Source organism: Cloacibacterium normanense (assembly GCF_003860565.1).
GTDB classification, from domain to species: domain Bacteria; phylum Bacteroidota; class Bacteroidia; order Flavobacteriales; family Weeksellaceae; genus Cloacibacterium; species Cloacibacterium normanense.
Genome location: NZ_CP034157.1, coordinates 2,642,417 through 2,662,072, shown reverse-complemented (window position 1 = coordinate 2,662,072; position 19,656 = coordinate 2,642,417). Strand labels below are relative to the sequence as shown.

The window sequence follows — 19,656 nt, the reverse complement described above, 5'->3', positions numbered from 1 at the left end:
TCCAATGAAAAAAATTACCATTATCACGCCCACTTACAATCGGGCAAAAACGCTCCCGAAAGTTTTTGAATCTCTTCTTCATCAGAGTTTCAAAGATTTTCTTTGGATTATTTTAGATGATGGTTCCACGGATAATACTTCCACAGTGGTAGAAAATTTCCAATTGCTGAATCCTTTTTTTGAAATTATTTATAAAAAAGATAAAAACCGCCATAAATTTTTAACGGTTTTGGAAGGCGTAAAAATGGTGAAAACACCTTATTTTATGGTGGTAGATTCTGATGATGCATATCCAGAAGACGCTTTAGAAAATTTAATTTCAGAAGTTGAAAAAATAGAAAATCAAGACGATTATATTTCTGTGATGGGACTTTCTGCTGATGAAAACGGCAAAATTGTTGGTGATAAATATCCAAATAATGGTTTTGATGGAAGCATTTTCGAGATGCGCTACAAATACAAAGTTAGAGGAGATAAATTTGGGATTTTTATTACCAAAACCTATCAAAGAGAAATTTCCGGCAAAGATTTTAGTCAATACGAAGGCAAAGGTTATATTCCGCAAAGTGTGATTTTCAATGATTATGATGCTAGAGGAATTAAGACCAGATTTGTGAATAAAATAGTGCGATTTTACCTAAAAGATGATGACGATGAAGCTTCTGTTTCCAATACAAGATGGAGCGGAAAAAATCTTTTTGGATTGACAGAAGGTCATCTTTCATTTCTCAATTCATACGGAAATCAATTGTTTTTTTATCCCAAAGCATTGCTTAGAAACTTAATTGGTTACCAAACCTATGCTTTAAAAAGTGGAAGAAAAATTTCTTCTATATTTACAAAAATTAAAAATCCTTGGATAAAATTTTTAGGAATTATAACACTCCCTTTTTCAATAATTTATCAAAAATTAAAATAATTTGGAAAAGAAAAAAATCCTCATCAGAATTGGTTCTCTGCGTCATGGTGGCGCAGAAAAAGTTCTGGTGACTTTTCTTAAAAATCTTCCAAAAGACAAATACGAAATAGATTTATTGCTGAATTTATACTCTGGAAAATATCTTGCAGAAGTTCCTGATTGGATTAATGTACTTTACTTGAACAAAGGTGGAATGATTACCACCAACAGAATTCAAGATATTCCGAAGAAAGCTTATCGTGTTTTGTATCAAAATTTATTGAAAACATTTCCGAAAATTCTCTACTCTACGATTCTGAAAAATAAGAAATATGATGTAGAATTTGCTGCCATTCACGGAATGAGAGATGACATTCTGAACTCACCAATCAAATCTTCTAAAAAAATCGTTTGGATTCACAATGACTTAAGAAAAACTGAATTTCACAACTATACCGACCAAGAAATTCGCAAGTTTTTTGGTTTTGATAAAATCATGGTTATTTCTGAACACATCCAAAAAGATTTTGAAAATTTAGCCCAAAACGAAGTCGAAAAATATAAAATTGTGAGGATTTATAATCCTTTGAACACAGAAGAGATTTTGAATAAGTCAGATGCTTCGACTCCGCTCAGCATGACAAATCATCAACCAACCTTTGTTTCGGTGGGAACTGTTTTTCCGCAAAAAGGATTCGACAGATTGCTAAAAGTTCACAAAAAATTGTTAGACGAAGGTTATCAACATCAAATTAAAATCATCGGAGATGGCTATGATTTTGAAAATATTAAAAATTTAAAAACAGAACTCGGTTTAGGTAAAACTGCCGAAATGCTTGGTTTTACAGAAAATCCTTTCCCTTATGTTAAAGCAGCAGATTTTTACATTTTGAGTTCAAGATACGAAGGTTTCCCTACCGTTTTATTTGAAGCCATCACTTTGAAGAAAAACATCATTGCCACTGATGTTTCAGGAGTTCAAGAAATGTTAGAAAACGGAAAACTCGGTTTAATTGTAGAAAATTCTGAACAAGGAATTTACAAAGGCATGAAAAAAGCACTTTCCAATCCTGAAAGTTTTTCTCAATATCAAGAAAATCTGAAAGACTATAAAATGCCGTTCAACCTAGAAAATTCCGTGAATAAAATTATGGAAATTATTGACGAATAATAAATCTCGCAGATTGCGCTGATTAAGCAGATATTTTTTAATCAGCAAAATCTGCTTAATCAGCGAGAGTTTTTATACATTTGCCGTATGTCAGAGAAAACAATCATCCAAAAAGATTTTTACAGAGAAAGCGGAAAATGGCTTTCTACAACTGAAATTTGGGCAAAATGCATCAATCCTAATTTGCATTACGTTTATCTTTTGAGAAAATGCCAACAACATTCCAAGAAATCGGTTTTGGGAATTTTTTGGAGATTCGTTTTGCGCCATCATCAGATTAAATATGGTTTTCAAATTTATCCAGAAACACAAATTGGCGAAGGTTTTTATCTAGGACATTGGGGAACGGTGGTGATTAATCCAAAAGTAAAAATTGGCAAAAACTGTAATATTATGCATGGAGTAACCATTGCACAAGCGAACCGAGGGAAACATGAAGGCGTTCCAGAAATTGGAAACGAGGTCTGGATTGGCACAAATGCTGTCATCGTGGGCAAAGTAAAAGTGGGGAATAATGTCTTAATCGCTCCAAATGTTTATCTCAACACAGATGTTCCCGACAATTCTGTAGTAGTAGGAAATCCTGCTCAAATTATATCAAAACTTAATGCTACTGAAGATTATATCAATCATAAAGTATAAATTTGCACCACAAACTAGACTGTTAAAAAGTCTTAAAATCCTTATTTTGGAATAAAAATTGACGCTATCTATCAGAATTTAGATGTATTTAAAAATTTTTTATTCTACATTTGTAACTGAAAAATTATGGGTAAAAGCTACGAAACTATTTTCGAAAATAATAGAAAGTGGATTGAAGAAAAACTAGGTCAAGATGCTGATTTTTTTAAAAAATTAGCAGAAGGTCAAAGTCCAGAATATCTTTACATAGGTTGCAGCGACAGTCGTGCAACCGCAGAAGAATTAATGGGCATGAAACCCGGCGAAGTTTTCGTGCATAGAAATATTGCCAATTTAGTGAATACCTTAGACATGAGTTCTACCGCTGTCATTCAATATGCAGTACAACATTTAAAGGTAAAACACATTATTGTGTGTGGCCATTATGGTTGCGGTGGTGTAAAAGCAGCGATGACGCCTCAAGATTTTGGATTAATGAATCCTTGGCTAAGAACCATCAGAGATGTTTACAGATTGCACCAAGAAGAATTAGACGCGATAAAAGACGAGCAATTACGCTATGATAGATTGATTGAACTCAATGTTCAAGAGCAATGCATCAACGTTATTAAAATGGCTTGCGTACAAGAAAGATATATTTTAGACCAATATCCTATAGTTCACGGTTGGGTTTTCGACCTAAAAACAGGGAAATTAATTGACTTAAATATAGATTTCGAAGAAATATTGAAAAATATTCAAAAAGTTTATGACCTAACCAATTCTGATTGGGTGATGAGCAGAAAAAATAATAAAAACTTCTAAGAAAGTTTACGATATGAAGTATTTGAGCATTTTTGTTCTGGCAGTTTTCATCAATTTTACAGCTTTACCAAGTATCGCTGTGATTTTTGATTGGGAAATTCCTACGCTCAATAATAATATTTCAGAAGAAGAGGTTAAAAATAATCTCGCCAATTACAATGAAAAGTTTCCGCCAAAACCTTATAATTCTAAAGATTTCATTGGCGTTTTCTTTTCTGATAAAAAAATCAGTAAATACATCCTTAAGGACGATTCTATTCATCTAAGTCCTTTCAAATCGATATTTTCTCCGCCACCAGAAGTTTAATTTCTAAAATTTCATAGGAAAATTATGCCTTTTTTCAAAAAAATGGGCTGTTCCTTGACGCTTTTTAACAAATTAAATTTTCAAACATTAGAATTGATTACTCATCTCTAAGTAATTGATTGTAAACTCATATCGATATTCATACAATGAAAAAAACAAACACTTTATTCGGCGGAATAAAAGAAAATATTCCTTCGGGAATTGTAGTATTTCTCGTAGCATTACCACTCTGTTTAGGTATTGCATTAGCATCTGGTGCACCACCACTTTCTGGAATTTTAGCAGGAATTGTAGGCGGAATCGTGATAGGATTCATCAGCAACTCTCCCATTTCCGTTTCTGGACCAGCTGCAGGTTTAGCAGCCATCGTTTTAGGAGCCATAACCGATTTAGGAAGTTTCGAATTATTTTTAACTGCAGGTTTAATTGCAGGTTTTATACAATTGGCACTTGGTTTTCTAAGAGCAGGAAGTATTTCTAACTATTTCCCCAATAACGTTATCGAAGGAATGTTAGCCGGAATTGGAGTCATTATTATTTTAAAACAAATTCCTCACGCAATAGGTTACGACAAAGATTTTGAAGGAAACCTTCAGATTTTTGATGGTTTTAATTTATCTGAATATTTATCAGGATTAGCAAATGCCATCACACCAGGAGCCGTTTTGGTAACGATTATTTCATTGGCTATTCTTATTACATGGGAAAAAGTGAATTTCCTCAAAAAAATTAAACTTTTACCAGGAGCCTTAGTAGCGGTAATTGTTGGGATTTTATTCAATGAAGTTTTCAGAGGAAGCTCTCTAGAAATTTCTAGTGAACATTTGGTAACACTTCCGGTTCCTCAATCGGTAGAAGATTTTAAAAACTTAATTACCTTTCCAGATTTCTCAGGATTTCTTAATCCGCAAGTTTGGATTATTGGTGCAACTATCGCAGTAGTAGCTTCCATAGAAACATTATTATGTATAGAAGCTGCAGATAGAATGGACGTACACAAAAGAATAACAGATACTAACTTAGAGTTGAAAGCACAAGGTATTGGCAACTTAGTTTCTTCTTTTATTGGAGGTTTACCTATGACTTCGGTGGTAGTAAGAACTTCTGCAAATGCTAATGCTGGTGCAACAAGTAAAATTTCGGCTATTGTTCATGGTATTTTATTGTTAGTATCTGTTTTATCTATTCCATTCTTATTGAACAAAATTCCTTTGGCGACTTTAGCAGCAGTTTTATTAATGGTAGGTTATAAATTAGCAAGTCCTGCAAAACTTAGCCATTTCTGGAGCAAAGGAAAATATCAATTTATTCCTTTCATCGCTACTATTATTGCAGTGGTGGCATTAGATTTATTAAAAGGAGTAGGAATTGGTTTAGCCATCAGTATTCTGTTCTTGTTGCTCGGAAACATGAAACGTGCTTATTATTTGAGCAGAGAAGATCTAGAAAGCGCTGATGAAATCACCATAGATTTGGCAGAAGAAGTTTCATTCTTAAATAAAGCAGCCATCAAAAAAACGCTTAAAAATATTAAACCCAACTCTAAAGTGATAATTAATGCTAAGAAAACTTCTTATGTATCGGATGACATCATCGATTTAATATCGGATTTTGCCAATGTAAGAGCTAGAGAAGAAGATATAGAAGTGGTTTTAGAAGGTTTCAAAACTTCTTACAAAGAATATGAAAACGACCAACATTCACACATTACCATCTCACACAGAAGAGTAATTTAAAATCATAACTTCATACCTATTAAATTAACATTGTTTCCTTTTCGGAACCAACTTCAGCGTTCCGAAAAGGTTTTTAAAAAAATTAAAAGAAAAAATTATGAAAGCACATACTTCAGAAACTCAATCTACGATTACCCCAGAAAAAGCACTTCTTTTTTTACAAGAAGGAAACCAAAGATTTGTAAACAATCTTAAAGTAAACAGAAACCTTCTTGAGCAAGTAAACGATACCAGAGAAGGACAATGGCCTTTTGCTACGGTACTCAGTTGTATTGACAGTAGAACTTCTGCAGAACTTATTTTCGACCAAGGTTTGGGTGATATTTTCAGCATCAGAATTGCAGGAAATTTTGCCAATCAAGATATTTTAGGCTCTATGGAATTTGCTTGTAATGTAGCAGGTTCTAAATTGGTGGTGGTTTTAGGACATACCAAATGTGGCGCTCTAAAAGGTGGACTAGATGCTCCTCAAATTGAAGGACTCGGGATGGACAATCTTAATCACCTTATCTATCATTTCGAGCCTTGCATCCACGAAATCATCAAAGAAGGAGAAGAACGTTCTTCTAAAAATGATGATTTATTAGATAGATTAACGCTTTGTAATATCAAAAAAACCATCGAAGATATTCGTCACCAAAGTTCTACTTTAAGAAATTTAGAGAAAGAAGGAAAGATAAAAATTGTAGGTGCAAATTACGATGTGGAAACTGGAGTTGTAACATGGCTCTAGTTTTTGCGACTAACATATAACACAAGCGAGAATTTCTTCATATAACTTTGATTTTTAATTAACACTTTCTCGCTATAGCCCCTTAATTAGGGGCTTTTTTTGTACTTTTGATGAAATTTTCACCCTCTTGAAAAACATATCTATAATTTGGTTGCCCATTCTTTTCTATTTCTGCGGAATAGAATTAGTAGTACTTTTTACACAACCAAGCCTTTTTCTAGACCTCAATTTTTTTGGAGTCCGACTTTTATTTTTAATTATTTTTTTAGCATTTCTTTTTTTGAAAAATAAAATTTCTTCCAAGATTTTTTACTTAGTCGAAGGAATTACGATTTACGCTTTGATGACTTTTCTATACAAAGAAACTGCGATTTTAAATACTTTAATTTTCCCAAAAATTGATGGTTTTCTATCTCATTTAGACCAAAAAATATTCGGTTTTCAGCCTTCCATCGAATTTTCAAAACACTTTAATTCATTGTATTTCAGCGAACTATTTTACTTCGGATATTTTTCATATTACCTATTACCATTGGCTACTTTTTTGATTATTTATCTCAAAATTCCACAGAAAATAGAAGAATTTAGTTTCATTTTAATCGCTTCATTTTTACTGTATTATTTCACTTTTATATTGATTCCAGCAGAAGGTCCTCAGTTTTATTTTCCGTTTCCAGAAAACACGATTGAAGCCAAAGGAATTTTCGGAAATATGGTCAAACTCATTCAAAAAAATGGCGAAGTTCCCACCGCTGCTTTCCCAAGTTCACACGTAGGAATTTCTTGGATTGTTATTTTTTGGTTGTATCAAAATTTTAGAAAATCAGTAAAATATTTCATTCCGTTTGTTGTTCTATTGATGTTTTCTACGGTTTACATTAAGGCGCATTATTTTGTAGATGTAGTTGCGGGATTTATTTCTGCGCCGATTGTATTTTTTCTTACCTTTAAGTTTTACAAATTTTTAAACCATAAATTGGATGTCCGTTTCAATTAAAGAAGTTAAGACCAGAGAAGACTTAAAAACGTTTATTTATCTTTCCGAAAAAATTCATAAAAACCATAAAAATTGGCTTCATCCGTTGTATATGGATGATGAAAAATTCTTTGACAAAGACAAAAATTCACTCTTTAAACATAATGAAGCAGTTCTTTTCCTTGCACACGAAAACGGAAAAGCTGTTGGCAGAATTATGGGCGTAATTCCTACCGATTACAATAAATTTCATGGAAAAAATGACGCTAGATTTTCCTTTTTTGAATGCTTTGAAAATAAGGAAGTTTTCAATGCTTTAATTTCTGCGGTGGAAACTTGGGCAAAATCTAAAAACTGCACAGAAATCATCGGACCGATGGCATTTTCAGACAAAGAACCTCAAGGTTTTCTTACCAAAGGTTTCGAAGAAAAAGCAATGCTCGTCACCAATCACAGTTTTCCTTTTATGGTAGATTTCATCAAGGAAAATCATTACGAAAATTTTGTAGATTTGGTGCAATATGACGTTCCGATTACTGCACAAATTCTGAACAGATATAAAAATTTCAACGAAAGAGTTTCTAAAAATTTAAAGATAAAAACGGTAGAATTTACCTCGACAAAAGCGGTGAAACCTTATGTAAAACCTGTTTTTGACCTCATCAACAAAACCTACACCGAAATTTACGGCTTCACAAAACTTACCGAAGACGAAATGACGGAATTTGCCGAACGTTTTTTGCCACTTCTTAATCCAAAACTCATCAAAATGATTACCGATGAAAACGGCGAATTGCTCGCTTTCATCATTGCAATGGCAGATTTAAGCGAAGCGATAAAAAATTCACGTGGTAGAATTTTACCTTTTGGTTGGGCGAGAATTTTATGGGCAATGAAGACTTCAAAAAGGCTTCAACTTTTGTTGGGCGCGATTCATCCCAATTATCAAAACAAAGGTCTGGATGCGGTTTTGGCAACCATGCTTTTCGGTTCTGCATTGAAATTAGGATTCAAAACGGTGGATTCTCATTTAATTATGAAAGACAACACCAAAATGCGTGGCGAAATTGAGAAATTGGAAGGTTTTAACCTATATAAAGAGTATTGTATTTTTAGGAAGAATTTGGTTGTTGGTTGATGGTTGTTGGTTGTCGGCATTTTCTATCAACTGACAACCAACAACTGTCAACTATTTCCCATTAAAAGTATTCATCGTATTATTAACTCCTGCAAAAACGAATGATAAACACGCTTTTGCGAAAATATCTATTCTGTCTTGCAAAGTTTTGAGTTCTTCTTCATTCCATTTCCCGAGAACATAATCTACTTGTTTTCCTTCGGAAAAATCTGCAGAAATCCCGAAACGCAATCTTGCGTAATTTTGTGTTTGTAAAACTTCCTGAATATTTTTTAAACCATTATGACCAGCATCAGAACCTTTTTTTCTTAATCTTAAAGTTCCGAAAGGAAGTGCCAAATCATCCGTAACCACCAAAACATTTTCTAACGGAATATTTTCTTTCTGCATCCAAAAACGAACGGCATTCCCAGAAAGATTCATGTAGGTATCTGGTTTAAGAACAAAAACTTTTCTGCCTTTGTATTTTCCTTCAGAAATCCAACCAAAATTAGCTGATTTAAACGGAGCTTCTAAAGTTTGTGCAATTTTTTCGGCTACTTTAAAACCAATATTATGACGCGTTTCTGCGTATTCTTCACCTTTGTTTCCTAAACCTACGATTAAGTATTTCATGAATATTTATTGATTTTGCAAAGATAATTTTTTGAAAATAAAAAATCCCAACCTTTGTAGAAGATTGAGATGAAATTTTGTTTTTATAAATTTTATAAACTCATATACTCAAAAGTACTTTTCTCACCTGAAACCGTCATAGAAGTAGCATAATTTTGTGAGTCATAAGTGTAAGAAACCGTTTCTGTAGTTGTGGTTCCCATCATAGATTCTGTCATCTCTACTTTGGTAAAATTATTAGACATTCCGTAAACGCCTAATCCTTTTTCTGACATAGAAAACTCGTTATAATTATTTCCTAAGGTAGAAGTTGGCGAAATCTTATTATCATATCCCGAAAAATTGGTCGTAACAATTACATCTGGAATTTGACCTAAACTCAGCTTAGTTGTAAACACCATTTTAGTAAGATTTTTCCCTGAGTAAGTATATTCAAAAATTCCAGTTTGGGTAGAAATTCCTGCCATAGAATATTCTTGAGTAACTTTAGCAACCTGGTTTGCAGCATTATAGACATAAGTGCTCACTTTTTGGGTAGTGTTAATAAGAGTTCCGCTTAATTTGGTTACTTCTGTAGCTTCTACTTTAGCAATATTTCCTGTTGCGTTATAACTCACAATAGAGGTAATGGTAACATCTTCAGAGGTTTCTGCATCTACCAAAACACTTACCACTTTAGAAATTTTACCATTATTGTAAGAAATGATAGAAGTATAAGAATTATCAGAAGTAGTGATTTTAGAAATTGCTTTATTGGCGTAAGTAAAACTGAAAGAAAAAGGATCGCCATTATCATCAAAGGTATTGATTTTTGCCAAAACTTTAGTTCCGGTAGTTCCTGTTCCGCCACCACTTCCTGTTCCACCTCCATTTCCGTTACCGCCACCTGTAGAATCTAAACCTAAGAAAGAAGATGTTTCTGGCGCACAAGAAATAATAAATAAAGAAACTAAGGCCAGCCAAAAATGTTTGATTTTCATGATTTTTATTTTTTACAAAAGTACAATTTTCTAACTTAAAATTTTGGTCAATAGAACATTTACCTCATCTACATTTTTCACACCATCTTTTCTCATCATGAGTTGATTGCCTTCTTTGCCAGATTTTTCCTTAAGTTGAGCTTCTTGTGGATTTTGAGAAAGATAAGCGATAATATTTCTGAATTTTTCGCTTTGGTAAAATTTATCTTGAGGATTATCTGGGAAATAGCCTAGAAAGATTCCGTTTTTCATCACGATTTTATCAAAACCTATTTCCGCTGCGAGCCATTTCAGTTCTACAGATTTCAGTAAATTGATGGCTTCTTTCGGTAAATTCCCGAATCTATCAACCAATTCATTTTCAAATTTTTGCAATTCTTCTTTAGTAAGGATTTCTGCCAATTTTTGATATAAAGACAGTCTTTCTTCCGTAGAATTCACGTAAGAATCTGGCAACATCAACTCAAAATCTGTATCAATGTTGACTTCTTTCTGAGATTTGAATAATTTTTTGCGGTCTTCTTCATTCTCAAATAAATCTTGGAAATCGTCTTCATTTTGTAATTCTTCCAAAGCTTCTTGCATCAATTTTTGATAGGTTTCAAAGCCCATTTCATTGATAAAACCACTCTGTTCTGCTCCCAGTAAATCTCCAGCTCCTCTGATTTCTAAATCTTTCATCGCAATCTGGAAACCGCTTCCCAAATCCGAAAACTGCTCTATCGCTTCCAAACGTTTTCTGGCATCCGAAGTCATCATATCAAACGGTGGCGTAATCAGATAACAAAACGCTTTTCGGTTGCTTCGCCCAACTCTACCTCGCATTTGGTGCAAATCTGCCATCCCGAATTTCTGCGCATCATTAATGAAAATCGTGTTCGCATTCGGAACGTCTACTCCAGATTCTACAATCGTGGTGGAAACCAAAACATCATATTTCCCTTCCATAAAATCCAGAATTCTGGCCTCCAATTCTTTTCCGTCCATTTGTCCGTGACCTGTAATGACTCTCGCATCTGGAACCAAACGCTGAATTAATCCTGCAATATCTTTCAGATTTTCAATTCTATTATTAATGAAATAAACCTGTCCGTCTCTTTGAATTTCGTAAGAAATCGCATCTCTAAGAATTTCTTCATTAAATCCAATAATTTGTGTATCAACTGGTTGACGATTTGGCGGTGGCGTTTTAATGACCGATAAATCTCTTGCTGCCATCAAAGAAAACTGAAGCGTTCTCGGAATTGGCGTTGCGGTTAAAGTCAAAGTGTCAATATTTGCTTTTAACGTTTTGAGTTTATCTTTTACATTTACGCCGAATTTATGTTCTTCGTCAATAATTAAAAGACCTAAATCTTTGAATTCTATATCTTTTCCTACCAATTGATGCGTTCCGATAACAATATCAATTTTACCATTTTTGAGTCCTTCTTTGGTTTCATTTTTTTGTTTAGCAGAACGGAAACGGTTCAAATAGGAAATACTGACAGGAAAATCTTTCAATCTTTCTTTGAAACTTCGGTAATGTTGAAATGCCAAAATCGTGGTAGGAACTAAAACCGCGACTTGTTTTCCATCGGTTGCCGCTTTGAAAGCCGCACGAATTGCCACTTCTGTTTTTCCGAAACCTACATCTCCACAGATTAAGCGGTCCATTACACCATCATTTTCCATATCATTTTTCACATCTTGCGTTGCTTTTTCCTGATCTGGAGTATCTTCGTAAATGAAACTCGCCTCTAATTCATTCTGCAAATAAGAATCCGGCGAAAACGAAAAACCTTTTGCCGTTTTTCTCTGAGCATATAATTTGATGAGGTCAAATGCAATTTGTTTAACTTTTGCTTTGGTTTTTTGCTTTAAAGTTTTCCAAGTTGGAGAACCCAATTTATTCAGAACAATTTCTCTTCCATCTGGACCGTTATATTTTGAAATTTTATGAAGCGAATGAATAGAAACGTAGAGTAAATCGTTGTTTTTATACGTCAATTTGAAACATTCTTGTGTTTTTCCATCATTGGTAACTTTCACCAATCCCATGAATTTTCCAATTCCGTGGTCAATATGCGTAATGTAATCGCCCACTTTTAGAGACATTAAATCTTTTAGCGTTAATTGCTCAGATTTGGCAAAAGAATTTTTGGCTTTATATCTTTGGTAACGATCAAAAATCTGATGATCTGTATATACCGAAACTTTTAGTTCGTAATCTACAAAGCCTTCATGAAGCTCAGATTTGAAAGATTTAAACGGTAAATCGTGATTCAGCTCCTCAAAAATACTCTCTAATCTTTCCTTTTGTTTTTCTCCCGAAAAAGAAATCCAAGTTTCATAACCTTCTTCTTTTTTTTCTTTTAAATCTTCGGCGAGAAGCTCAAAGTTTTTGTGGAAGGTTGGTTGTGCGGTTTGATTGAGATTTATCGTTTTAATTTTGTCATTCTGAGCGGAACGAAGTGAAGCCGAAGAATCTATTTTATTTTTAAGAGGTTCTTCATTTCGCTTTGCTTCATTCAGAATGACAGATGAAAAATCTATACTTTTGAATTTTTCTAAATTTTGCAGGAAAACTTCATCAGAAACGAAAAGAATTTCTGGTTTTTGATGCTTGATTTCTTTGCTTAACGTTTCAAATTTTTGTTCTGCTTTTTCGTAGAAATCTTTGAGTTTTTTTACGGTGAGATAAGCATTTTTAGTCACAATGAAACTATCTTTTGGCAATAAATCCAATAGAGAAACCTTGCTTCCTGAAACCGCAAAATTCATATTAGAAACCAATTCAAAGTCATTGACTTTTCCTGTGGAAAGTTGAGTTTCGATGTCAAATTCCTTAATACTTTCTACTTCATTTCCGAAAAAAGTAATTCTGAAAGGTTTTTCGTAAGCGAAAGAAAAAACGTCAACAATTCCGCCTCTCACAGAAAATTCTCCAGGTTCAGAAACGAAATCGGTATAATTAAAATTGAACTGATTCAATAATTCTTCAGTAAAATCAAAATCCAGTTGGTCGCCAACTTTTATCGTGTGAGAAATCGCTTTGAAATCTTCCTTTTTCAACACTTTTTCTGAAAGCGAAGAAGCGGTGGCAACGATAATTTTTTTCTTTTTATCAAAATTCAAACGATTGAGAACTTCGGTTCGTAAAACGATGTTTGCATTTTGAGTTTTCTCAACTTGATAAGGTTCTAAATGCGTTTCAGGAAAATACAAAACGTTTTCTTCGCCTATCATTTCCTCTAATTCCGAAGTGATATAATTAGAAGATTCTTTATCGTCAATGATAAAAAGAACATCTTTCTTCTGTGTAAGAAATAATTCTGCCACCAAAATAGACGGAACAGAACCTGCAAAACCTTTCACAGAAATATGTTGGTTTTGGTCTAAATTTTCAAAAATTTCTTTTCCAAAATTCTTTCTTAAAAACTCAGGAATAAGCGTTTGACTAATATTTTTTAGCATTGTAATATCGTAAAATTGTAATTTTTTTCATCGTTTTTCAAAAATTGATAAAACGACAAAAGCGATTTCGGGTTGCTCCGAAATCGTTTGACGGTGCAAAGATAGTTTTTTCAAAACTTATTTTTAACTTTGGCAAATGATAAATTTCTTAAAGAAAAGCATCGCCAAAATTTGGGCGAAAAACCATGTTGCTAAAACAGAAGACTTCAAAAATAACGCCGAAGTTCTTCAGGAAAAATTGTTAATAGATTTGGTCAAAAAATCCGAAAAAACACTTTTTGGACTTCAGCATAACTTTTCGAAAATTAAATCGGTAGAAGATTTTCAAAAAAATGTGAAAATCTCTGACTACGAAGACCTAAAACCTTTTGTAGAAAAAGTAAAACATGGCGACAAAAATATTCTTTGGCCAGAAAAACCAGAATATTTCGCAAAAACTTCTGGAACCACTTCTGGAACGAAATATATTCCTTTGACCAAAGAAGGAATGGACTATCAGGTAAAAGCAGCACAATCTGCACTTTTCCATTATATTGCGCAAAAAAATAATGCTGATTTTGTAAACGGAAAAATGATTTTCTTGCAAGGTTCACCAGAATTGGAAGATATTAACGATATAAAAACAGGCAGACTTTCAGGAATTGTAGCGCATCATATCCCAAAATATTTGCAAAAAAACAGATTGCCGAGCTACGAAACCAATTGCATAGAAGATTGGGAAACCAAAGTAGATAAAATTGTAGAAGAAACCGAAAAGGAGAACATGACGCTGATTTCGGGAATTCCGCCTTGGTTAATTATGTATTTTGAAAAGCTCATCGAAAGAAATGGCAAGAAAATAAAACAACTTTTTCCGAATCTTCAACTCATTGTAACAGGCGGTGTAAACTACGAACCTTACCGTGAAAAAATGGAAGAATTATTGGGAGGAAAAGTAGATATTATTCAAACGTTTCCTGCAAGTGAAGGCTTTTTTGCTTTTCAAGATGATTATGAAAAAGAAGGACTTTTACTACAATCGAATCACGGAATTTTCTATGAATTTATTCCGCTAGAGTTGTATGGTAAACCAGACGCTCCAAGATTGACTTTGAAAGATGTGGAACTCAATAAAGATTATGCGTTGATTTTGACAACAAATTCTGGACTTTGGGCTTATTCTATTGGTGATGTAGTAAGATTTATCTCAAAAAATCCGCACAGAATTTTAGTTTCTGGAAGAACCAAACATTTCACCTCAGCTTTTGGTGAACACGTGATTGCTTTTGAAGTGGAAGAAGCAATGAAAGCAACAGTGGAGAAATTCCCAGCACAAATTACGGAGTTTCATCTAGCGCCACAGGTAAATCCCGAAAATGGAGAATTACCTTATCACGAATGGTTTATAGAATTTGAAAAAGAGCCAGAAAATTTAGAAGATTTCCGTCAAAACCTTGATGCAGAAATGCGCAAAAGAAACACGTATTATGATGATTTGATTTCTGGAAATATTTTGCAAGTTTTAAAAATCACCAAATTGCAGAAAAACGCTTTCCAAGAATACGCAAAATCTGAAGGAAAACTGGGCGGACAAAACAAAATTCCACGTTTGGCAAATGATAGAAAAATTGGCGATTTTTTAAAGATTTTTAAAATCTAGATTTTTGATGAAATAATTTTTTATCTTTGATTAATATTTTGTGGAAATGAATTTAGATTTTAACATAGAAAGCAAAAAATTGGCACTTATTCAATGGTTAACTTCATTGAACGATGTTTCTATGATTGATAAAATTCTAGAACTCAAAAATAAAGAAAGTAAAGATTGGTGGGACGAAACTTCTGATGAAGAAAAAGAATCTATTGAAAAAGGATTAGAAGATGCCAATTCTGGAAAGCTAAAACCACATTCTGAAATAAGAAAAAAATATGAAAAGTGGTTATAAAATTTTTTGGACAGAACATGCAGCCTCTGAATTAGAAAAAACCATTCAATATTTACAAACAGAATTTTCTGATAAAGAAATTTCAAAACTTTTAATAAAATTAGAAGAAACTTTAGAGCTAATTTCTGTCAATCCTAAAATATTTCCCATTTCTGACAAAAAAGGAATTCAAAAAGCAATCTTGCTTAAATACAATTCAATCTATTACCGAGAAATAAACAATACTGTAGAAATTTTATCTTTCTTTTCTAATAGACAAAATCCTAAGAAAAGAAAAATCTAATTACTCACTTACAAACTTCAGTCCTACAATTGAAATAATTAAAGTTGACACGAAAAAGATGCGCCAAAAAGTGGCTGGCTCGTTAAAGAAAAAGATTCCCATCAAAACGCTTCCTACCGCTCCAATTCCTGTCCAAACTGCATAAGCTGTACCAATTGGCAAACCGTTTTCGCCAGCAATAGCTTTGTACATGAGAAACATAGAAAAAAAAAGGCAAACTGCAAAACCAGACCACCAATAAAGGTTTTCTTTACCTGTAGTTTCTTGTGCTTTTCCTAAACAAAACGCAAATGCCGTTTCGAATAATCCTGCGATGATGAGTATTAACCAATTCATAGCACAAATATAGACTTTAACTATTAAAAAAATATTTCTATTTCTTTTATATTTGCTCAATGATTTCTCTTGAGCCCATTAAAACTCTAAAAAATAAAGAGTTCCGAAACTTACTTACTGGAAGATTTTTTCTAATTCTAGCGTTTAGAATGCTCGCCACGTTATTAGGATGGTGGGTTTATCAGCTCACCAAAGATCCATTTTCTATAGGTTTGATAGGGCTTTCGGAAGTTATTCCTGCGGTTTCTACAGCTTTGTACGCTGGTCATGTTATCGACATGAACGAGAAAAAAAGAATGCTTCTCTTGTGCACTTCGGGATATTTTGTGCTGATTGCGTTGTTATTAATTCCTGCATTTTACTCATCTAATCTTCATTTTACAGGTCACGAAATCACTTATTACATCTACGGAATTATATTTCTTACAGGAATTTGTAGAGCTTTCATCGGCCCGATTGTTCCAGTAATGATTCCCAAAATTGTGGGACAAGAAAAATTAGCTAACGCTATTACGTTAAACCAAGCTACATTTCTTACTGCATCTGTTTCAGGACACGCAATTGGAGGATTTCTTATCGCTTTAATTACTATAAAATGGACTCTTGTCGTTATTTTATTTTTAATTTTATTGGCATCCTTATTTTTCTTTCAAATCAAAAAACAACAGTCAGAATATCATAAAAATGAGTTGCAAGTTTGGGCTTCTATGAAAGAAGGAATCACTTACATTTATAGAACGAAAGAAATTCTAGGAGCATTGTGTTTAGATATGTTTGCCGTACTTTTTGGCGGTGCAGTTGCCATGATTCCTGTTTTCGCAAGTGATATTTTAAAAGTAGGAGCTGATGGTTTCGGACTTCTCAACGCTGCATCAGATATTGGCTCGATGATGATTATTGTAACGCTTTCTTTCATTCCATTAAGAAAAAATCAGGGCAAAATTTTAATCGGTGTAGTAGCTGGATTTGGTTTATGCATCATTGGTTTCGGCTTGTCAAAACTCTACTGGTTGTCTTTCTTATTCCTTATGTTGAGCGGAATTTTTGACGGAATTTCAGTCGTGATTAGAGGAACCATCGTACAGTTGAAAACTCCAGATCATATCCGAGGAAGGGTGATGAGTGCAAATTCTATCTTCATTATGTCGAGCAATGAAATGGGACAATTTGAAAGCGGTGTTGCTGCGAAACTTTTAGGTGTGGTAAGGTCAGTCGTTTTTGGAGGAACCATGACCGTTCTTATTGCACTTTTTGTAGGGAAATTCGTTCCAAAATTGAGAAAAATGGAATATTAAAAAAGCCTAGCATTATTTTCAAAAAAGTTTAAATATCAATAAGTCAAAAACTTATCAACATTCGGAATTTCGTCTCATCTTCCATTAACAAAGCATTTGCAGATTATTATCCGCAAAAAGCAGATTTAACCTCAAAAAAATTTTAAAAATTCTATCTTTGTGCAATGGCACAGAAGGAAACATTATCAAGTTTAACACATGGTAATTTCGCGAAGGAACTTTCTATTTCAGCAGGCAAAATGCCGCCTAATGCAGTTGAATTCGAGAAATTGGTTATTGGAACTTTTTTGATTGACAAAAAAGGATTAGATTATTCTATAGATTTATTAACTCCCGAGGTTTTTTACGACCCGAGACATCAAGTTATTTTTTCTGCAATCTTAAAATTGTACGAAAAAAACGAGCCTGTAGACTTAATGACCGTAATCCAAGAGCTCAAAAAAGAAGAAAAACTAGGTTTTGCTGGAGGTGACCATTACATTATTGACCTTACCATGGGCGTTTCTTCGAGCGCTCACATAGAATATCACGTTCGTGTAATTCTAGAAAAATTCATTCTCAGAAGTTTGATTAATGTTTCTGCGAATGTAATTGACAGTTCTTACAAAGAATCTACAGACGTTTTTGAATTGCTAGATAAAGCCGAACAATCTTTTTTCGAAATTACCAATGGAACCATCAAAAAAGGTTTTGACACCGCAAATTCTTTGGTAAAAGAAGCGATTGATAAAATTAAGTCTTTAAAAGACAAAGAAGGACTGTCTGGTATTCCATCAGGATTTAGAGATGTAGACAAAGAAACAGGAGGATGGCAAAGTTCTGACTTAATCATCATCGCGGCACGTCCTGCAATGGGAAAAACCGCATTTCTACTTTCTATGGCGAGAAACATCACGGTAGAACACAATATTCCGATGGCGCTATTCTCTCTGGAGATGGCATCTGTACAGCTTATCACAAGGATGATTGCCTCAGAAACAGGAATTTCTTCTGAAAAATTGAGAAAAGGACAAATGTCTGAAGAAGAATGGCAAAGACTATTCTCAAACGTTGCCGCTCTTGAAAACGCACCGCTTTATATAGACGAAACACCTGCACTTTCAGTATTTGATTTCCGTGCAAAATGCAGAAGATTGGTAATGCAACATGGCGTAAGAATCATCATGGTGGATTATTTACAGTTGATGACCGCAAATTCTGGAGGAAAAGGCGGCGGAAACAGAGAGCAAGAAATTGCAACCATTTCTCGTTCATTAAAGGCGATTGCAAAAGAATTAAACGTTCCTGTTATTGCACTTTCTCAGTTATCCAGAACCGTAGAAACCCGTCCAAATAAGAGACCTCAACTTTCGGATTTGAGAGAATCTGGAGCAATTGAGCAAGATGCAGATATCGTTTCTTTCATCTACAGACCAGAATATTATAAAATTGACACTTGGGAAGACGAAACACCTTCTGCAAACCAAGCAGAACTTATCATTGCTAAGCACAGAAACGGTTCTATTGCAGATGTAAGATTAAGTTTCCACGGAAGTTTAGCCAAATTCTCAGATTTAGACGTTTTCGGAAGCTATCATTCTTCTGGTTTTGCGCAACAAGATGAACCAAATGGTTTTGATAAATTGCGAGTTTCCATAGATCCAGGTGCAGCATTTGGCTTACCAGATAACGGAAATATTTCTGGTTCTGCCATGAATTATGACGACGATGATGCTGAAATGCCGTTCTAAAAAATGTAAAATCGAAGATTCGTAAAATTGTAAAAGTATATTTTTGCTCACGATTTTACGAATTTTCCGTTTCACGAATTTACTTACATGAAAATCGAAATTTACACAGACGGCGCTTGTAGTGGCAATCCTGGAAAGGGTGGCTATGGAATTCTCATGCGTGTTCCTGAAAAAAAATATCAAAAAACTTTTTCCGAAGGTTTCCGTTTGACCACCAATAATAGAATGGAACTTCTCGCGGTGATTGAAGCACTTGAAAAGTTAAAAAATCCCGAGGAAAACGTTCATGTTTTCACCGATTCTAAATATGTAGCTGATGCCATCAACCAAAATTGGATTTTCGGATGGATAAAAAAAGGGTTTAAAAATGTGAAAAACCCAGATTTGTGGCAAAGATTTGTTCCACTTTTCAGAAAACATACAATAGAATTTCATTGGATAAAAGGTCATGCTGGTCATCCTGAAAATGAAATCTGCGACCAACTCGCTGTAAAAGCTTCTCAATCATCGAATTTAAAAATAGATGCTTTTTTTGAAAATCAAAAAGAGGGCGGATTGTTCTAAATCTGAATAAAGATTATAGTCAATTTCTTTAGCAGAACTCCGCCTATTCTTTTCAAAATCCTTACAT

The 19,656-nt window shown here is 33.8% G+C and carries 19 protein-coding genes; 15 read left to right on the top strand and 4 right to left on the bottom strand.

Annotated features, from left to right (window positions below; all coding sequences use genetic code 11):
- Nucleotides 1-4: 4 nt before the first annotated feature.
- The 9 genes from EB819_RS12215 (at nt 5) to EB819_RS12175 (ending at nt 8,405) form a co-directional block, all read left to right on the top strand.
- Nucleotides 5-919 (top strand): glycosyltransferase family 2 protein, encoded by a 915-nt coding sequence (locus EB819_RS12215; protein WP_069800128.1) that lies wholly within the window; start codon nt 5-7, stop codon nt 917-919.
- Between the two features lies 1 nt (nt 920).
- Entirely contained in the window at nt 921-2,069 is a 1,149-nt protein-coding gene (locus EB819_RS12210) for a glycosyltransferase (protein WP_069800126.1), read from the top strand.
- A gap of 87 nt (nt 2,070-2,156) precedes the next feature.
- Complete coding sequence (locus EB819_RS12205) at nt 2,157-2,711, top strand: serine acetyltransferase (protein ID WP_069800124.1); 555 nt, start codon at nt 2,157-2,159, stop codon at nt 2,709-2,711.
- A 126-nt stretch (nt 2,712-2,837) separates the two neighbouring features.
- Nucleotides 2,838-3,515, top strand: coding sequence for a carbonic anhydrase (locus EB819_RS12200; protein ID WP_069800122.1), 678 nt, complete (start codon nt 2,838-2,840; stop codon nt 3,513-3,515).
- 13 nt (nt 3,516-3,528) lie between these two features.
- A complete protein-coding gene (locus tag EB819_RS12195) occupies nt 3,529-3,822 on the top strand; it encodes a hypothetical protein (protein WP_069800120.1) in 294 nt (97 codons plus the stop codon).
- A gap of 146 nt (nt 3,823-3,968) precedes the next feature.
- Nucleotides 3,969-5,558, top strand: coding sequence for a SulP family inorganic anion transporter (locus tag EB819_RS12190; RefSeq protein ID WP_069800119.1), 1,590 nt, complete (start codon nt 3,969-3,971; stop codon nt 5,556-5,558).
- A 97-nt stretch (nt 5,559-5,655) separates the two neighbouring features.
- Nucleotides 5,656-6,291 (top strand): carbonic anhydrase, encoded by a 636-nt coding sequence (locus EB819_RS12185; RefSeq protein WP_069800117.1) that lies wholly within the window; start codon nt 5,656-5,658, stop codon nt 6,289-6,291.
- A 280-nt stretch (nt 6,292-6,571) separates the two neighbouring features.
- Nucleotides 6,572-7,288, top strand: coding sequence for a phosphatase PAP2 family protein (locus EB819_RS12180; protein ID WP_124878770.1), 717 nt, complete (start codon nt 6,572-6,574; stop codon nt 7,286-7,288).
- Nucleotides 7,272-8,405, top strand: a complete 1,134-nt coding sequence (locus EB819_RS12175) for a hypothetical protein (protein WP_069800113.1) — start codon at nt 7,272-7,274, stop codon at nt 8,403-8,405. The genes EB819_RS12180 and EB819_RS12175 overlap by 17 nt, the downstream gene beginning before the upstream one ends.
- 51 nt (nt 8,406-8,456) lie before the next feature.
- Here the strand turns inward: EB819_RS12175 and pth are convergent, their stop codons facing one another.
- The 3 genes from pth to mfd all read right to left on the bottom strand — a co-directional run bounded on the left by pth (nt 8,457) and on the right by mfd (nt 13,456).
- Complete coding sequence (gene pth / locus EB819_RS12170; protein ID WP_069800111.1) at nt 8,457-9,020, bottom strand: aminoacyl-tRNA hydrolase; 564 nt, start codon at nt 9,018-9,020, stop codon at nt 8,457-8,459.
- A 92-nt stretch (nt 9,021-9,112) separates the two neighbouring features.
- Complete coding sequence (locus tag EB819_RS12165; protein ID WP_069800109.1) at nt 9,113-10,000, bottom strand: hypothetical protein; 888 nt, start codon at nt 9,998-10,000, stop codon at nt 9,113-9,115.
- 30 nt (nt 10,001-10,030) lie between these two features.
- Nucleotides 10,031-13,456, bottom strand: a complete 3,426-nt coding sequence (gene mfd / locus EB819_RS12160; protein WP_069800106.1) for a transcription-repair coupling factor — start codon at nt 13,454-13,456, stop codon at nt 10,031-10,033.
- 136 nt (nt 13,457-13,592) lie between these two features.
- On the opposite strand from mfd, the gene EB819_RS12155 reads away from it, so the two are divergent.
- The 3 genes from EB819_RS12155 to EB819_RS12145 are packed head-to-tail and all read left to right on the top strand — an operon-like array spanning nt 13,593 to nt 15,664.
- Nucleotides 13,593-15,095, top strand: coding sequence for a GH3 auxin-responsive promoter family protein (locus EB819_RS12155; RefSeq protein WP_069800104.1), 1,503 nt, complete (start codon nt 13,593-13,595; stop codon nt 15,093-15,095).
- A gap of 46 nt (nt 15,096-15,141) precedes the next feature.
- On the top strand, nt 15,142-15,381 hold the full coding sequence (locus tag EB819_RS12150) for a hypothetical protein (protein ID WP_069800101.1): 240 nt from the start codon (nt 15,142-15,144) through the stop codon (nt 15,379-15,381).
- Nucleotides 15,365-15,664 carry a type II toxin-antitoxin system RelE/ParE family toxin gene (locus tag EB819_RS12145; protein ID WP_069800099.1) on the top strand — a complete coding sequence of 100 codons (300 nt, stop codon included), beginning with the start codon at nt 15,365-15,367 and terminating at the stop codon, nt 15,662-15,664. The genes EB819_RS12150 and EB819_RS12145 overlap by 17 nt, the downstream gene beginning before the upstream one ends.
- Here the strand turns inward: EB819_RS12145 and EB819_RS12140 are convergent, their stop codons facing one another.
- Nucleotides 15,665-16,000, bottom strand: coding sequence for a DMT family transporter (locus EB819_RS12140; RefSeq protein ID WP_069800097.1), 336 nt, complete (start codon nt 15,998-16,000; stop codon nt 15,665-15,667).
- Between the two features lie 59 nt (nt 16,001-16,059).
- On the opposite strand from EB819_RS12140, the gene EB819_RS12135 reads away from it, so the two are divergent.
- From EB819_RS12135 to rnhA, 3 genes are all read left to right on the top strand, one after another.
- Nucleotides 16,060-17,295 carry an MFS transporter gene (locus tag EB819_RS12135; RefSeq protein WP_069800095.1) on the top strand — a complete coding sequence of 412 codons (1,236 nt, stop codon included), beginning with the start codon at nt 16,060-16,062 and terminating at the stop codon, nt 17,293-17,295.
- A gap of 164 nt (nt 17,296-17,459) precedes the next feature.
- Complete coding sequence (gene dnaB / locus EB819_RS12130) at nt 17,460-19,025, top strand: replicative DNA helicase (RefSeq protein ID WP_069800093.1); 1,566 nt, start codon at nt 17,460-17,462, stop codon at nt 19,023-19,025.
- Between the two features lie 87 nt (nt 19,026-19,112).
- The gene (rnhA, locus tag EB819_RS12125) at nt 19,113-19,589 is read left to right on the top strand and encodes a ribonuclease HI (RefSeq protein WP_069800091.1); all 477 of its coding nucleotides are present in this window, start codon (nt 19,113-19,115) and stop codon (nt 19,587-19,589) included.
- Nucleotides 19,590-19,656: the final 67 nt, after the last annotated feature.

Coding starts and splice junctions, on each gene's coding strand:
- EB819_RS12215 (WP_069800128.1), top strand. CDS start 5: ATGAAAAAAATTACCATTATCACGCCCACTTACAATCGGGCAAAAACG.
- EB819_RS12205 (WP_069800124.1), top strand. CDS start 2,157: ATGTCAGAGAAAACAATCATCCAAAAAGATTTTTACAGAGAAAGCGGA.
- EB819_RS12200 (WP_069800122.1), top strand. CDS start 2,838: ATGGGTAAAAGCTACGAAACTATTTTCGAAAATAATAGAAAGTGGATT.
- EB819_RS12195 (WP_069800120.1), top strand. CDS start 3,529: ATGAAGTATTTGAGCATTTTTGTTCTGGCAGTTTTCATCAATTTTACA.
- EB819_RS12190 (WP_069800119.1), top strand. CDS start 3,969: ATGAAAAAAACAAACACTTTATTCGGCGGAATAAAAGAAAATATTCCT.
- EB819_RS12185 (WP_069800117.1), top strand. CDS start 5,656: ATGAAAGCACATACTTCAGAAACTCAATCTACGATTACCCCAGAAAAA.
- EB819_RS12175 (WP_069800113.1), top strand. CDS start 7,272: ATGTCCGTTTCAATTAAAGAAGTTAAGACCAGAGAAGACTTAAAAACG.
- pth (WP_069800111.1), bottom strand. CDS start 9,020: ATGAAATACTTAATCGTAGGTTTAGGAAACAAAGGTGAAGAATACGCA.
- EB819_RS12165 (WP_069800109.1), bottom strand. CDS start 10,000: ATGAAAATCAAACATTTTTGGCTGGCCTTAGTTTCTTTATTTATTATT.
- mfd (WP_069800106.1), bottom strand. CDS start 13,456: ATGCTAAAAAATATTAGTCAAACGCTTATTCCTGAGTTTTTAAGAAAG.
- EB819_RS12155 (WP_069800104.1), top strand. CDS start 13,593: ATGATAAATTTCTTAAAGAAAAGCATCGCCAAAATTTGGGCGAAAAAC.
- EB819_RS12150 (WP_069800101.1), top strand. CDS start 15,142: ATGAATTTAGATTTTAACATAGAAAGCAAAAAATTGGCACTTATTCAA.
- EB819_RS12145 (WP_069800099.1), top strand. CDS start 15,365: ATGAAAAGTGGTTATAAAATTTTTTGGACAGAACATGCAGCCTCTGAA.
- EB819_RS12140 (WP_069800097.1), bottom strand. CDS start 16,000: ATGAATTGGTTAATACTCATCATCGCAGGATTATTCGAAACGGCATTT.
- EB819_RS12135 (WP_069800095.1), top strand. CDS start 16,060: ATGATTTCTCTTGAGCCCATTAAAACTCTAAAAAATAAAGAGTTCCGA.
- dnaB (WP_069800093.1), top strand. CDS start 17,460: ATGGCACAGAAGGAAACATTATCAAGTTTAACACATGGTAATTTCGCG.
- rnhA (WP_069800091.1), top strand. CDS start 19,113: ATGAAAATCGAAATTTACACAGACGGCGCTTGTAGTGGCAATCCTGGA.